The 14,243-nt window shown below is 35.1% G+C and carries 15 protein-coding genes; 7 read left to right on the forward strand and 8 right to left on the reverse strand.

Translation table 11 applies throughout. The annotated features are described in order from the left end of the window. Positions 1-26 precede the first annotated feature (26 nt). A complete protein-coding gene (locus tag ABJF52_RS01365; RefSeq protein ID WP_348145192.1) occupies positions 27-845 on the reverse strand; it encodes a DUF1853 family protein in 819 nt (272 codons plus the stop codon). 127 nt (positions 846-972) lie between these two features. On the opposite strand from ABJF52_RS01365, the gene ABJF52_RS01370 reads away from it, so the two are divergent. The 3 genes from ABJF52_RS01370 to ABJF52_RS01380 are packed head-to-tail and all read left to right on the forward strand — an operon-like array spanning position 973 to position 4,108. Next, the gene (locus ABJF52_RS01370) at positions 973-2,136 is read left to right on the forward strand and encodes a VWA domain-containing protein (protein WP_348145195.1); all 1,164 of its coding nucleotides are present in this window, start codon (positions 973-975) and stop codon (positions 2,134-2,136) included. A gap of 39 nt (positions 2,137-2,175) precedes the next feature. After that, a complete protein-coding gene (locus ABJF52_RS01375; RefSeq protein WP_348145198.1) occupies positions 2,176-2,622 on the forward strand; it encodes a hypothetical protein in 447 nt (148 codons plus the stop codon). Positions 2,623-2,635: 13 nt separating this feature from the next. Further along, a complete protein-coding gene (locus tag ABJF52_RS01380; RefSeq protein ID WP_348145200.1) occupies positions 2,636-4,108 on the forward strand; it encodes an AAA family ATPase in 1,473 nt (490 codons plus the stop codon). A gap of 65 nt (positions 4,109-4,173) precedes the next feature. Here the strand turns inward: ABJF52_RS01380 and ABJF52_RS01385 are convergent, their stop codons facing one another. Together ABJF52_RS01385 and ABJF52_RS01390 are read right to left on the reverse strand one after the other, a co-directional pair. Beyond that, the gene (locus tag ABJF52_RS01385; RefSeq protein ID WP_348145202.1) at positions 4,174-5,670 is read right to left on the reverse strand and encodes a HAMP domain-containing sensor histidine kinase; all 1,497 of its coding nucleotides are present in this window, start codon (positions 5,668-5,670) and stop codon (positions 4,174-4,176) included. Beyond that, positions 5,667-6,365, reverse strand: a complete 699-nt coding sequence (locus tag ABJF52_RS01390) for a response regulator transcription factor (RefSeq protein WP_348145204.1) — start codon at positions 6,363-6,365, stop codon at positions 5,667-5,669. The genes ABJF52_RS01385 and ABJF52_RS01390 overlap by 4 nt, the downstream gene beginning before the upstream one ends. Before the next feature lie 246 nt (positions 6,366-6,611). Between ABJF52_RS01390 and ABJF52_RS01395 the strand changes: the two genes are divergently transcribed. Both ABJF52_RS01395 and ABJF52_RS01400 read left to right on the forward strand, forming a co-directional pair. After that, a complete protein-coding gene (locus ABJF52_RS01395; RefSeq protein ID WP_348145207.1) occupies positions 6,612-8,069 on the forward strand; it encodes a spondin domain-containing protein in 1,458 nt (485 codons plus the stop codon). A 202-nt stretch (positions 8,070-8,271) separates the two neighbouring features. Further along, entirely contained in the window at positions 8,272-9,162 is an 891-nt protein-coding gene (locus tag ABJF52_RS01400) for an anti-sigma factor (protein WP_348145210.1), read from the forward strand. A gap of 93 nt (positions 9,163-9,255) precedes the next feature. On the opposite strand, the gene ABJF52_RS01405 is transcribed toward ABJF52_RS01400, so the two are convergent. Beyond that, complete coding sequence (locus tag ABJF52_RS01405; RefSeq protein WP_348145213.1) at positions 9,256-9,594, reverse strand: hypothetical protein; 339 nt, start codon at positions 9,592-9,594, stop codon at positions 9,256-9,258. Positions 9,595-9,917: 323 nt separating this feature from the next. Then, entirely contained in the window at positions 9,918-10,355 is a 438-nt protein-coding gene (locus ABJF52_RS01410; RefSeq protein ID WP_348145216.1) for a hypothetical protein, read from the reverse strand. An 84-nt stretch (positions 10,356-10,439) separates the two neighbouring features. On the opposite strand from ABJF52_RS01410, the gene ABJF52_RS01415 reads away from it, so the two are divergent. After that, positions 10,440-11,228, forward strand: coding sequence for a tRNA pseudouridine(38-40) synthase TruA (locus ABJF52_RS01415; RefSeq protein WP_348145218.1), 789 nt, complete (start codon positions 10,440-10,442; stop codon positions 11,226-11,228). A gap of 7 nt (positions 11,229-11,235) precedes the next feature. Here ABJF52_RS01415 and cysM read toward each other — a convergent pair whose 3' ends face one another. Then, positions 11,236-12,120, reverse strand: a complete 885-nt coding sequence (gene cysM, locus ABJF52_RS01420) for a cysteine synthase CysM (RefSeq protein WP_348145221.1) — start codon at positions 12,118-12,120, stop codon at positions 11,236-11,238. Then, positions 12,113-12,904: a serine O-acetyltransferase EpsC gene (gene epsC, locus ABJF52_RS01425; protein WP_348145224.1), complete on the reverse strand. Its 792-nt coding sequence runs from the start codon at positions 12,902-12,904 to the stop codon at positions 12,113-12,115. Before epsC ends, cysM begins: the two co-directional genes overlap by 8 nt. Before the next feature lie 164 nt (positions 12,905-13,068). On the opposite strand from epsC, the gene ABJF52_RS01430 reads away from it, so the two are divergent. Beyond that, on the forward strand, positions 13,069-13,746 hold the full coding sequence (locus ABJF52_RS01430; RefSeq protein ID WP_348145227.1) for a DUF2461 domain-containing protein: 678 nt from the start codon (positions 13,069-13,071) through the stop codon (positions 13,744-13,746). Here the strand turns inward: ABJF52_RS01430 and ABJF52_RS01435 are convergent. Next, a complete protein-coding gene (locus ABJF52_RS01435) occupies positions 13,741-14,151 on the reverse strand; it encodes a glyoxalase (protein WP_348145230.1) in 411 nt (136 codons plus the stop codon). The two genes, ABJF52_RS01430 and ABJF52_RS01435, sit on opposite strands and share 6 nt — an antisense overlap. Between the last annotated feature and the right edge of the window lie 92 nt (positions 14,152-14,243).

Raw genomic sequence — 14,243 nt, forward strand, 5'->3', positions numbered from 1 at the left:
TAATCCACTTTTTTTTGTGCTATTTTTTACCACCATACTACAAAGAACTTCTTAAAATCAGTAGCTGATTTTTTCATCCAAACCATGGGTGCATTCTTTCGAAGCATATGTGTTGTAAGGGCTACAATTGCTTGAAGGTGTACTATCCATTCTACATCCTCATGCGGTTCTATTACCCATTCCGATTTAGAAGGAATATAGAATTGGAAAGTTTCGAATGCGTCTTTTTTTAAATCATCTAAGCGCAGCCAATATCCAGCTATGCAATCTTCATTTATAGGGTGCAACGTTGCAATAGCAGCATCATAGGGTTTAAATATTTGACCTTTAAAACAAGCTTGATGTACAATGTTTGTAGGGCTGATGTTATTTTCTTGCAGTGCTTGTGCCCCTTCAAACGAATGTAACAATTGAAATTGTTTGTTCTTTATTTTTTGAATTTTAGCAAAGAAGGCATCCCGTTTATTTGGTCCGATTAAATTGTGAATAGGATCTGTAATATCCGGATTTATGATGTAAAATTTATAGGTTAATTCTACATGAATTAGTTGTTCGGTGGATGTATCCTTTAGTATAAAATCAATTTCACCAAGTGTTTGCTTACCCCTATAAATAGGAAGATTATGCAACAACACCTCATAGCGCTTTGAGTGATTTAAGAGCTGTTTACAAATATATTCCATTTGATGCCCTAGACGGATATTCTTGGGAATGGGAGTGGGAGTGAAATAGGATAATTCAATATCGGGAAACTCAAATTGTTGCACACCAAATTGTTCCGTATTCCATAATGGCGGAGTATTTATGAATCCGGCGCATTGTTTATGTAGAAAGTGATACGGCATATTGTAAACTTAGCCTGTTAATTTACAGCTATTATAACGACCAAAGTAATAGAAAACACAAAAATGGCTAACGTTAACTTTTCCTAAAAAACGAGATACTCAGGTTCAAATATCTTAAATTTATACTATGGCTATGACAACAAGACAAGGATTTCGGTTTACACCTTACGAAGCCCCAGAACAAACTCCCTTTGAAAAGCTTTTTGAGATTTTTCAAGAGCTGATTACACACACTTCAGGTGATTTTGATGAAGCTATTGATTGGTTGCACGAATTAGATAAAGAATACGAGCTAACTACTGATGAATATACTATTGATGATTTTATTGAAGAGCTAAAAGCGAAAGGCTTTATTCAAGAAGAGTTTGAAGATGATGGCGATGCTTCAGGCGAAGAAGGAGATGATGATGGTGACGAAACTAAAAAGGGGGTAATTTCAATTACCGCTAAAATGGAACGTATTATTCGACAACATGCTTTAGATCAAATTTTTGGTAAGTTAAAAAGGAGTGGTGCTGGTAATCATAAAACAGGAAAATCTGGACAAGGAGATGAACATACGGGTGATATGCGCGAATACCGTTATGGCGATGGTTTAGAGCATATTTCGATGACTGAGAGCTTAAAAAATGCACAAATAAATCACGGTATTGGTAGTTTTTCTTTGGATGAAAATGACCTTGTGGTGGAGGACACGCAATACAAGGCCCAGATGAGTACTATTTTAATGATTGATATTAGCCATAGTATGATTTTGTATGGAGAAGATCGTATTACACCTGCAAAAAAGGTTGCAATGGCACTGGCAGAATTAATTACTACACGATATCCTAAGGATACACTGGATATTTTAGTGTTTGGTAATGATGCCTGGCCTATTCCCATTAAAGATTTACCGTATTTAAAAGTTGGTCCATATCATACAAATACAGTTGCTGGTTTACAATTAGCGATGGATATGTTACGTAGAAAGCGAAATACCAACAAGCAAATTTTTATGATAACCGATGGTAAACCAAGTTGTTTGCGGTTACCCGATGGTACCTATTATAAGAATAGTGTTGGCTTGGATGATTACATTGTTGAGAAATGTTACAACATGGCGCGGCAAGCACGAAAGTTACACATTCCAATTACGACTTTTATGATTGCACAGGATCCTTATTTGATGAAGTTTATACGTCAGTTTACGGAAGCCAATAAAGGCAAAGCATTTTTCACAGGGTTAAAAGGATTGGGTGAAATGATTTTTGAAGACTATGAGAGTAATAGAAGGAAACGATTGAAATAAAAGGTATAGCAATAAGTCTAAATAAGAGACTAAAACTAAATGGGCACACAAAATAGATTATGGTATCAGAAAAAGCGAACATGGTTTTTGTTATTCTTTGTAATCTGTACAGGTTTATTTATTTCTACTTTGCCGAAAGAGTTACCACGAAATGTAGCCTATTTAGCAAAAGCATATTCAGAACCAGAAATAGCAGAAGGTGCGTTGGCAATTGCTAAAAGGAACCCTAAAATAATTGCCTTATTGGGAGAATTGGAACCTATGCATACATTTGATATGGTAGAAGGTTCGGTTGGGTATTCTAAAACAGGTGATTCTGTGGCAATAACTATTGGCGTACGTGGCGATAAAAAAATTAAAAATATACGTTCAAAAATGGATGTATTAGCAGAGAAAGTGAATGGAAAATGGGAATATGTCAATATTAAAGTCCGAATTAAAAAACCGGATGAATTAAAACAAACAATTCCTATTTTAGTTAAATAATAGCACAAGATATATGAGTTTAAAGTATACAGAGATTACCACTTTAAAAGAATTAGAAAATGCGGGGTATAAAAGTAAAAGCATAAAAGATGAATTGCGTGATAACCTTCGTGAAAATATTAAAGCAGGTAAAGATAGTTTTGAGGGTGTTTGGGGTTATGAAGATAGTGTAATACCAGAACTAGAACGGGCAATTCTTTCACGCCATAATATAAATTTATTAGGCTTACGTGGACAGGCCAAAACACGTTTGGCAAGATTGATGGTGAATTTGTTGGATGAATATATTCCGGTAGTGGCTGGTTCTGAAATTAATGATGACCCGTTGGCACCAATGTCTCGATATGCTTTGGAATTGATTAAAGAAAAAGGCGATGATACTCCAATTTCTTGGTTGCATCGAAACGAGCGGTTTTATGAAAAACTGGCGACTCCTGATGTTACGGTTGCCGATTTAATAGGTGATGTAGATCCAATAAAAGCGGCAAATTTAAAATTATCATATGCTGATGACCGTGTGATTCATTTTGGAATGATACCACGTGCAAACCGTTGTATTTTTGTAATCAATGAATTGCCTGATTTACAAGCTAGAATTCAGGTTTCGCTATTTAATATTTTAGAAGAAGGTGATATTCAAATTCGTGGGTTCAAATTAAGATTACCATTAGATTTGCAATTTGTTTTCACAGCAAACCCTGAAGATTATACCAATAGGGGCAGTATAGTTACCCCTCTAAAAGATAGAATAGGGTCACAGATATTAACGCATTACCCAGATGATATTGAAACTGCCCGTAAAATTACGGAGCAAGAATCTAATCTAGATCAAAGACAAACAGATGTAGTGTATGTTCCAGATTTAGCAAAAGATTTATTGGAGCAGATTAGTTTTTCAGCGCGTAATAGTGAATATGTAGATGCTAAAAGTGGGGTGAGTGCTAGAACAAGTATTACGGCTTTCGAAAACTTATTAAGTGCTGCAGAACGTAGAGCTTTATTATCAGGTGCGGAAAATACAACGGTACGACTAAGCGATTTCTTAGGGGTTATTCCAGCAATTACAGGTAAGATAGAATTGGTGTATGAAGGAGAGCAGGAGGGAGCCGATGGCGTTGCTGCAATTTTAATTGATGATGCCGTAAAAATGTTGTTTCCAAAATATTTCCCAGCAATAAAGAAGTTAGAACGTAAAGATGCAGAAACCCCATACGATGGTTTGTTGTCTTGGTTTTTTCAAGAAAGTCAAGGTTTTGAATTATTGGATGATTTCACCGATGAAGAATATAAACGTGCGTTGGATGGAATACCTGAGTTAAGTATCCTTATAAAAGAATACCAACCAGACTTTCCAAAAGAAGATATTTATTTCCTTAAGGAACTTTTGATTTGGGGATTGGTGGCGTTTAAAAAGTTAAGCAAGCAAAGATTTGCTGAAGGGTATCAATTTAATGACTTGTATGGAAGTTATATTAGTGGGTTATAAAATTTTAGTAAATAAGAAAACCCTTCAGTGTTCTGAAGGGTTCTCCTTTTAGCAATTAATTTCCCCTAGGCTTGTTGGTACGAAGGCAAGTTGAAAATAAATGAACTTCCTTCTTTTGGTTTACTTAATACCGTAATAGTAGTATCGTGTAGTTCCATAATTTTTTTAACTATTGCAAGTCCTAACCCAGAACCTTGTTTCTTTGGACTTTTATCAACTTGCTTGTAGCGATCGAAAATAAAGGGTTGCTCATTAACTGGAATTCCAGTGCCGGTATCGGTAATATTAATTTCAATATTTTTTCCTTTTTTCTCTAACGAAAGCGTCACCGTACCATTGGTTTCAGTATATTTTATTGCATTTTCAATTAAATTTTGCAGTGCGCGTTCTACCAAACTAACATCTGCAAAAACCATACAATTTTCTTTGGGGTTTTGTAATTGAAGGCTAATGTCTTTTTTAGCAGCAAGAACATTAAACTTAGCAATAAGATCATAGGACAACTCAGTAATTGAAAAAGGTTCTTTTACTGGTACCACCTGTTCAGCTTCAAGTTTAGAATACTCAAATAGTTGATTAATCAATTTAGATAGACGATCAACATTATCATGAGTGATTTGCAGATATTCTTCTTTTTCAGATGCTGTTAGGGTATCACTTTTCATCTGCAAAGTTTCGATATATCCTTTTAAAATAGCTAAAGGAGTTCTTAAGTCATGTGAAACATTTGCTATTAATTCCCTACGTAATAAATCCACAGATTTCATTTTGTCCATATTGTCTACTATCGTATCCGCCATTTCATTAAAAGAATTTGCAAAAATTGCAATATCAGATTTATTTGGGTTTTCAATTCGGGCATCAAGGTCACCCTCTTGAAATTTACGTACAGTACTAGTTATCAACCTCAAGTTTTTTGTTAAAAACCATATAGCTAGCAATCCCAAAAGCGCTGTAAATAACATTGCAAGTACTGTAGCACCTGTGCCGAGTTTTGCAAAATATTGACCCATAAGTGTTTCACTTACTTCCTGAAACTTTTTACCTGCAAGTACTATATACACATATCCATTTCTTCCATCTACTGAATATGGCGCGGCAGAAAATATTTTTTGGGTATTTAGATTAATAGGGTCATCACCTAAAACGAACTCTTTGCCTTTGGCGTCTATAAATGTTTTAATGGGTGCTAATGAAACACTTTTAGTTGGAGCACCGGCATCGTGGTCTAAAACCACAGAATACAATATTTCGCCAACATCATTTAGCAAATACACTTCAATACCTTGATTAACGGCCATCATATCATGCATTAAATCACCAAATAATTCTTTATTTACGCTTCCATCTTCAAGGAAAGGAGAATCGTTTTGAAATTTTTCAGCAATTACATGGTTTGCCACATCGGCATTTAGACGTTGCGTTGTTTCTTGATTGTGTTTTGTAGCAAAGTAATTTGTGATTAAAATATATGAAGCTCCCATGAGCAAAACCAATAATATAAAGGCTGCCCATAGCTTTTTAATCAATTTTGGTGTTAAGGTTTTTTCGGCCATACTCATAATACGATGTCTTCATTAAATTTATACCCTACGCCCCAAGTAGTAAGAATATAAGTTGGGTTAGCCATATCCGATTCTATCTTTGCACGCAATCTGTTAATATGAGAATTTACAGTATGTTCATAGCCCTCGAAATTATACCCCCAAATAATATTCAACAATTCGGTGCGTGAATAGTTTCTTCCGGGATTTGATGCCATTAATACCAGTAGCTCAAATTCTTTAGGTGAAAGTTCTATGCGTTGATCATTTAATAGAACTTTTCTTTTTTCTATATCAACTAACATACCTTCCACAGAAATAGAAGCCGTATTTTTAGTACTAGTCTGTTTTATGTCAGTTCTACGCATTACAGCTTTTATTCTAGCAAGTAGTTCTCTAATACTAAACGGTTTTGTAATGTAATCATCAGCTCCAATTTCAAGTCCAAGTACACGGTCTATTTCTTCTGATTTCGCCGTAAGCATAATAATTGGAGTGTTTTTTTCTTTCCGTAATCGTTTACAGACTTCAATCCCATCCATGGATGGCAAGGTTAAATCTAGAATAATGAGGTCATAATCATTATCCATTGCCATTTTTAATCCTAATGCCCCATCAGTTGCTTTTGAGGTGGTATAGATTAAATCTGTCAGGTGAATTTCCAGAAGTTTAATAATTTCTGGATCATCTTCTATTATAAGTATTTGTTTCATAATTAATTGATTACGAAAGAAGTTAAAAAGTATCACATAGATATCACAAGTAACTTTTAAAAGTTAAAATGCAGATTTTCTAAGGACAACTACGCTTTTCTGGTTTTAGTTCAATTGGAAAACTTTAACAATAGTCGATAAGGTCACAAAACCCTAACAAGATTGCAATAAAAGTTGAAGTTTTCGTGACTCCGATAAATTGTTATAGGTCTTAGTTTGTGGAAATAATCCTAAAAACTATTAAAAATGAAAAACTTTAGAACATTTAGAAGCTTAATTGTAATTGCTGCAATTGCCTTATTATATTCTTGTGATGAGGAAACACCAATTGAAACTATTGCAGAGGCACAAAAAACAGAAACGGAGGCAACGGCTGAACCAGAGGCTGAAGCTGTAACCGAGACAGAAGTTGAGGAGGAAATTGAAACTACTTCCTTTAATATTACTATTAAAAACGTAGTACAATATTTAAGCGCTACTGTGTTTAATATGGATAACACAGCAACAGAACCTGGCCCAGTACCGGACGCGGGTTGTTTCTTTTCCATCGATTTTAAGGCGGCTGCTCCAGGTGGTCGAGTAAGTTTCGCAACAATGTCTGCTGTTTCTAACGATTGGTTTTTTGCACCTAAAGCAGAAGGAATAGTTTTATTTGAAGATGGAATGCCAGTTACTGGCGATGTTACCGACCAGGTTTATTTATGGGATGCTGGTGTCGAGGAAGAAGATCCGGCGACAAGGGCTACTGAACCGAATGGTGGTACTGCCGGTGAGCCTGATGATGACAATACAGTTAGAATAGTAACTACTGATGTAGCTGATTTCATTGCAGCTACACTGACATACGATGAAGCATCTATGATTTTTACATTAAAGTTAGAGAATGTGAGGGGAAATAAAGTAGAAACTGACCCAATTGTAATTACACCCGGAATTGCGGTCGTACATGCACAAGACAATCCGCTATTTGAACCAGGATATCCTGATTTTGGTCATGGATTAGCAGAAATTGCGTTGAGAGGAAATCCTACAAACTTATATGAGTGGTTAACAGCTACATGTGATACAGGCGCACCATTGCGTATGTCCTCATCTTTTACAGTATTAGCACCAGGCATTGTATATGCGTACAATACGGCGTCAGATCCTGTATTCACACAAGGGGAAGCGGCAATGATAACTAGTGGAATTGAAGAAATAGCAGAAGACGGTAATGCCTCTATTATGTATGAATATATCACCAATGATTTACTTATGCCAGCTGCAAAAAGTAACGAAATGGCACCAGTAGGTCCCGGAGGTAGTTTAACTTTTACATTAGATGCTCCAGTTGGTTATAAGTTAGGTTTTAATACCATGTTTGTTTTCAGTAATGATTGGTTCATAGCAGCTGATAATGGTGGTTATCATTTATTTAATGGAGATGGCACTCCTAGAACAGGTTATACGGCAACACATCACGCTTATTTGTTTGATGCCGGTACAGAAATTGATCAACCGATAGGTTTGGGTATGGATCAAGCGCCATTTCAATCAGGGCCAAATACAGGCGCATCCGATGAAAACAATACTATAAGAAGAGTAATGCATATTGATGATGTACAATACGGAAAAGGAATTATTGAATCTTATGAAGGTGTCGCAGGACATCCTGATTTAAGAGGTGGTTATAATTTAGTACAAATCAGTATTGAGGCAAACTAAAATATTTAGTACCACAAGAAGAAAGGCCTTGGTTATTAACCAAGGCTTTTTGCATTCATAGTTAAACAGATAAGCTATAGTAATTAACATGCGATGATAAAGTATCACAAATTCATCCCATAAATGCACATAATGTTTAAATATCCGTGACAGCCCTGTTATTTCGCAATAGTTAGTTTGTATAATAATTAAAACAAACGAAATGATAAATCTAAAATTTAAAATAGGCATGTTAAGTATTTTCCTTGCCTTAACGAGTATCTCCTGTAGTAACGATGATTCTGAAGACACTCCAATGGACACAACCACCAATTTAACTCTTAACCTATCCGGCTTGGAAGACCTTGGAGATGATTATTTATATGAAGGATGGGTTATTGTTGATGGTTCACCTATTTCAACAGGAACCTTCTCGGTAGATGCCAATGGTAGTCTTTCTCAAACTCAATTTGAAATGGATAATCAAGTATTAGATGAGGCAACAACATTTGTACTTTCTATTGAGCCTAACCCAGATCCATCACCAACTCCTGCGGATACTAAAATATTCGTCGGTAATTTCGATGGGAATACAGCTAATTTAGGGACAGGAACTGTAGCGCCGTCTTTTGAATCACTTTCCGGCAAATTTATTATAGCTGCGCCAACAGGTACTGGCGCTGATAATGAAAAATATAGTGGCGTATGGTTTTTAGATAATAGCTCAGGAAGTGCAATCGCAGGTTTAGATTTGCCTGAATTAGAAGCGGGATGGAAATATGAGGGATGGATAGTAGTAGATGGAGTACCATTAACTACTGGAACTTTTACATCTACTGAGGGCTCCGATGAAGGTGCTCCTTTTAGTGGCACTAATCCAGGACCGATGTATCCGGGTGAAGATTTTCTTCAGAATGCACCGGATAATGTAGTGTTTCCAACAGACGTTCGAGGTAAAATTGCTGTAATTAGTATTGAGCCTTTCCCAGATAATAGCCCTGCTCCATTTACTTTAAAGCCACTTGCCGGCATGGTTGCAGAAGATGCAATAGGAGTACAAGAGATTGTAAGTAATGTGACTGCTAGTTTTCCTAGTGGTTTTGTAACTCGATAAACTTGTCCTCATCAAAATTCAAAAGAGTATAAAATATAAAACTCCGATATTTCACAATATCGGAGTTTCTATTTGTAAATAATCCATAGTATTTTATTCCCATGAATCTATGTGTTGGTTTAAATCATCAAATTCATATGGTCCCACTTTATCTTTTCTGTACTTAAATGCTAATAATGTTAAACAAATTAGTGTCACATATAAAAGGAGTATTATAATCCCAACAGGAATAAAGGTTCCGGGTATAACATGATTTTCATACTGTCCATAACTAAATAGTATAGAAAGCGTACTGAAAAACTTAAAGACATAAACTACTAAAATCGCATAGAGTGCATATTCTAAATTCCTCATTTTAGGATCAGCTACTTCTTCTTCTTTTATTTTGAACCATAATACATACAAAAATCCAAAATGGACTAGTGTAAGCAATGGAAAAATATAATTATCAAATTTGAAAAAGTAAAACTTGTTTGTATATAAGCCGTAAAAATTAAAAATGATTAGTATAGCCAAAATTGACACTGTCATCACTAATATGCGTCTCCACGGCAATATTCGTAAAATTGAATTCATAGTAAAGTAGGTTATAAGGCTTGGGGAACCTTGTGGTTTATTTTAAAAAACGTGCCCATATAACGTTTATTTTATTTTTTCGATAAAGTGCGTAAATGTAAGATTTTACACTAAAACAGTACAATAAACAGCCTCTTTATCGTCAAGGGGTTAATAAAAAAGGATACTTTACAAATTATTTATAATATCCATTGTTTGCTATCTGATAGTCTAGCAAAAAAGACTAGTGCTACCGCTATTATAATAACCATAATTGGCAGCAACATTGCAGCTCCACCATATACTTCATAGGTATTACTAAGGAATTTCATGTAAATCTGTTGCCCTATAACACCTAAAAGTGAAACTAATAAAACGGGGCGTGCCCATTTTTTTCTCATTAATAAAAATACACAACCCAACGCACCAGCCCAAACGGCTATCGCATAGCACGCCGTAACCCATGCAGGTTGAGCTTCATGTAATTCTCGTTGTGCTTGTGTTAGTGCTTCTAAATCTTCTATAGACATAAAGGCGTCGGCTAAGTAAGCACCAACTCCCATTAAATTCCATAATAATCCAATGACGGAGATAATCCAAAACCACAGCGGTGGTTTTACTCTTAAGGTATTTTCCATATAAGGTTGGTTTTAGTTAGTTAAACTCTTTACAAAATACAAAAAATTGATTTAGTTTCGAATTTTCGCGTAATCCAGCATGCTATGAGTGATAAATATGTGTATTATTTGGTACGAATCCAATTTCTAGGTTTTCGCTTTAGTGGATGGCAAAAGCAACCAAATCAAAAAACTATAGAAGGAATGCTTTTGAAAACCTTAAAATTTATTCTTCCAAATAGAAAGCTTAAGATTTTGGGAGCTGGCAGAACAGATGCAAAAGTTTCCTCTTTAAATGGTGCTTTTGAAATATACCTCGAAGGGACACCTATTCCAAATTTAGAAATTTTTAAAAATATTTTTAATCTTAATTTACCTTCTGATATTAAGATACTTAGTATGGTTGAAAAGAATGAAAACTTTAATGTTATAAAAGATGTAAAATTAAAAGAATATGTTTATTTATTTTCTTTTGGAACAAAGAATCATCCTTTTGCAGCCCCGTTCATTACAAATATTCAAGAAGATTTAAATTTTGAATTAATGGTTGAAACTGCAACATTATTTGCAGGAAAGAACGATTTTTCAGCCTATACCGTTAAACAAAGTAAAAATAAGAATAACATCCGCGAGGTAGTTTCTTGCTACATCCAAGAAAACAATATTTTAAAGGCTAATTTTTTTCCAGAAAAGAGCTATGCATTACATATTAAAGCCAATGGATTTGTACGCTATCAAGTACGGATGATTATGGGCGCACTTATACAACTAGGAAAAGGTGAAATTGATTTAAAGATCATTGAGCAGTCATTAATGCCAAACAACAACATTGAACTTACTTATGTAGCGCCAGGGTCTGGTTTGCTTTTAAATCAGTTAGATTTTAGGGAATAGTAAGCGTCTATTCAAATAGGTTAGAGGAGAGGTAACGATCACCCCGATCGCAAACAATAGTAACAATAGTGCCTTTCTCTAGTTTTTCAGCTAATCTTAAGGCTACAGTAGCTGCCCCACCGCTGCTCATTCCAGAGAAAATACCTTCGTTAATTGCTAATTTTTTAGCAGTCGAAATAGCTTCTTCTCGGCTAACCTCAAACACCTGATCCACTTTATTTTTATCAAATATTTTTGGTAAATATTCTTCAGGCCATTTTCTAATGCCTGGTATACTACTGCCGTCAGTAGGTTGAACTCCAACAATTTGCACATTAGAATTTTGCTCTTTTAGGTAGGTAGAAGTACCCATTATTGTGCCCGTAGTGCCCATAGCAGATACAAAGTGCGTAATTTCACCTTTTGTATCTTTCCAAATTTCTGGCCCTGTACTTTTATAATGCGCCTTCCAGTTATTATCGTTTGCAAATTGGTTTATCATAACATAACCACTTTCAACAACTTTTTTTTCAGCATAATCTCTAGCGCCTTCAATTCCGATATCAGCACTAGTTAGCGTAACTTTTGCGCCGTATGCACGCATCGTTTGTACCCGCTCTTTAGTGGCGTTTTCTGGCATCACCAGTTCTATGTCCAAACCATAGATTCCGGCTATCATAGCTAATGCAATGCCGGTATTGCCGCTTGTAGCTTCAATTAATTTGGAATCCTCCTTAATAGACCCATCCTCAAGGCCACTTTTAATCATATTCAAAGCTGCTCTGTCCTTTACACTACCACCAGGGTTGTGCCCTTCTAATTTAAAGAACAATCTAACATTAGGATTCGTGTTTAAAACTTTTGATTCAACCAAGGGTGTATTTCCAATTAAATCTAAAATTGAATTAGGCATGCGGAAGAGTTTTTATTTTAATCTCAGGAGTATGGAATACGGTAGAATGTGCTGGTACGGAAGCAGTAATCCAGGCATTACCTCCAATTATACTGTTCTCGCCAATTATAGTCTCACCACCTAAAATAGTAGCATTCGCGTAAATGGTTACGTTATTCTCTATAGTCGGGTGCCTTTTTGTTTTCTGTAAATGTTTTGCCACGTAAAGCCCGCCTAAGGTAACTCCTTGGTAGATTTTTACATTATTTTTAATTATAGCAGTTTCTCCAATAACAATTCCAGTACCATGGTCTACATGGAAAGAGCTGCCAATTGTAGCTCCAGGGTTTATATCCACTCCCGTTTGTCTATGTGCATATTCAGTCATTAAACGTGGTACTAGCGGAAAACCCTCTAAAAATAGTTCATGTGCCAATCTGTAAATAGCGATGGCATAAAAACCAGGGTAAGCCATATAAACCTCTTCAATAGACAGTGAAGCAGGATCACAATTAACGGTGGCCTCCGCATCAAGGTTAAGACTTTCTAGCACTTCCGGTAATTTTACTACGTAATTCTCCCATAATTTTTTACAAGGCTTGTCGACCTCCCAACAAGCCAATTGAACTAGAACATCAAATTCTTGCTCTAATTTATCTAGATTCTCATCAACAGGAGTATCTATGTCGAAGAGCGTGTAAAAAAGAAGATTTGTAAACGATTCTACACGCTCTTTTAATGCAAAGCGCAGATTAGGCTGTTTCTTGTGTTTATTAATGCTATCAATTACTGACTGACGATTCATAATATTACTATTGTATTCCAAAATTAACCAATAATTCAAAACATAAGTCCTGAAAAGGTTAACTTTAGCTTAAAAGAAAACTACAGCTATCCAAAATATGCCAATATTCACAGTATTCTTAAAGAATTTCCCTGTAAGTATTAAAATATAATATCCTTAGACGAATGAAAAATACGGGCCTTACTTTCGAAACCTTAGCTTTTTTAAAACAGCTTGAAAAGAATAATAATAGAGAATGGTTTGCGGAACGTAAAACAATATTCAAAGAGCACGAAGCAGGTTTTAAATCTTTTATGAGTGATTTAAAAGACCAACTGTTATTTCATGATGAAATTGAAAAGACAAAGGTTTTTAGAATATATAGAGATGTGCGATTTTCTAAAAACAAGACGCCTTACAAATCAAATCTTGCAGGTTCATTTACTAGAAGTGGTGCTAGACTTAGAGGTGGTTATTATGTTCACATTCAACCAAATAAAAGCTTTATTGCTGTGGGTTTTTGGCAACCTAATAAAGAGGATTTACTCCGAATTCGTAAAGAATTGGAAACCGACGCCGAAGCGTTTAGAAAGGTAATCTCAGATAATAGTTTACATCAAAACTGGGGAGGAATTGTTGGTGATGAGCTTAAAACCGCTCCTAAAGGTTTTGATAAAGAACATGTTGCAATTGATTTAATACGGAAAAAGCAATATATTTTTACGAAATCATTTAGTGATGCTGAGGTTATATCTAAAGACTTTATCAATCAAATTGACACTTCTTTTAAGTCAATACGGCCTTTTTTTGATTTAATGAGCGATATTTTAACAACAAACCTAAATGGTGAGTCGCTATTATAAAGCAATCTCTTCAATTTCAAGGAGCTGCACTTGGTCCTTAATTCTATTAACTACCATATTCATCATACGCTTATTTAGCTTTGATGAATTTTGTATATAAAACTCATATTCTTCTAACGTAAATTGCCCAATGACCATACCTTTAAGGGAGTTTCTGAACTTAATATCTTTCTGTATGGCATTCTCAATGAATAATAATCGTTTCTCTATCGATAATTGATAAAACGAATTTTTGTGTTTTACGATATAATTACGAAAGGCAGCAATTAAAAGGAAGTTTTGCAATTTAATAACCGGTCGAAGCGTATTATTTTGAAAATGTTCTTCAGAGGAAATGGTGTCAAATACCTTTATTTTAGAAATTTCTGGTCTTATTTTCAAAATATTGTTAGAACGTTCATTCATTTTTCCAAAGGTTTCTTAAAGATACTAGTTAAGATATGTTTGGTTTAGTTTGTTTACCGCGAGTTTTCAACGAGGTTATGAACAAAAACATA

Origin of the sequence: Aurantibacter sp. (assembly GCF_039941195.1) — a bacterium.
GTDB lineage: Bacteria > Bacteroidota > Bacteroidia > Flavobacteriales > Flavobacteriaceae > Aurantibacter_A.

What these genes read in the sequence shown, in the direction of transcription:
- ABJF52_RS01365 (WP_348145192.1), bottom strand. Translation starts at nt 845, where the DNA reads ATGCCGTATCACTTTCTACATAAACAATGCGCCGGATTCATAAATACT.
- cysM (WP_348145221.1), bottom strand. Translation starts at nt 12,120, where the DNA reads ATGCCTAATTCAATTTTAGATTTAATTGGAAATACACCCTTGGTTGAA.
- ABJF52_RS01430 (WP_348145227.1), top strand. Translation starts at nt 13,069, where the DNA reads ATGAAAAATACGGGCCTTACTTTCGAAACCTTAGCTTTTTTAAAACAG.
- ABJF52_RS01375 (WP_348145198.1), top strand. Translation starts at nt 2,176, where the DNA reads ATGGGCACACAAAATAGATTATGGTATCAGAAAAAGCGAACATGGTTT.
- ABJF52_RS01390 (WP_348145204.1), bottom strand. Translation starts at nt 6,365, where the DNA reads ATGAAACAAATACTTATAATAGAAGATGATCCAGAAATTATTAAACTT.
- ABJF52_RS01380 (WP_348145200.1), top strand. Translation starts at nt 2,636, where the DNA reads ATGAGTTTAAAGTATACAGAGATTACCACTTTAAAAGAATTAGAAAAT.
- ABJF52_RS01395 (WP_348145207.1), top strand. Translation starts at nt 6,612, where the DNA reads ATGAAAAACTTTAGAACATTTAGAAGCTTAATTGTAATTGCTGCAATT.
- epsC (WP_348145224.1), bottom strand. Translation starts at nt 12,904, where the DNA reads ATGAATCGTCAGTCAGTAATTGATAGCATTAATAAACACAAGAAACAG.
- ABJF52_RS01370 (WP_348145195.1), top strand. Translation starts at nt 973, where the DNA reads ATGGCTATGACAACAAGACAAGGATTTCGGTTTACACCTTACGAAGCC.
- ABJF52_RS01385 (WP_348145202.1), bottom strand. Translation starts at nt 5,670, where the DNA reads ATGAGTATGGCCGAAAAAACCTTAACACCAAAATTGATTAAAAAGCTA.
- ABJF52_RS01400 (WP_348145210.1), top strand. Translation starts at nt 8,272, where the DNA reads ATGATAAATCTAAAATTTAAAATAGGCATGTTAAGTATTTTCCTTGCC.
- ABJF52_RS01415 (WP_348145218.1), top strand. Translation starts at nt 10,440, where the DNA reads ATGAGTGATAAATATGTGTATTATTTGGTACGAATCCAATTTCTAGGT.
- ABJF52_RS01410 (WP_348145216.1), bottom strand. Translation starts at nt 10,355, where the DNA reads ATGGAAAATACCTTAAGAGTAAAACCACCGCTGTGGTTTTGGATTATC.
- ABJF52_RS01435 (WP_348145230.1), bottom strand. Translation starts at nt 14,151, where the DNA reads ATGAATGAACGTTCTAACAATATTTTGAAAATAAGACCAGAAATTTCT.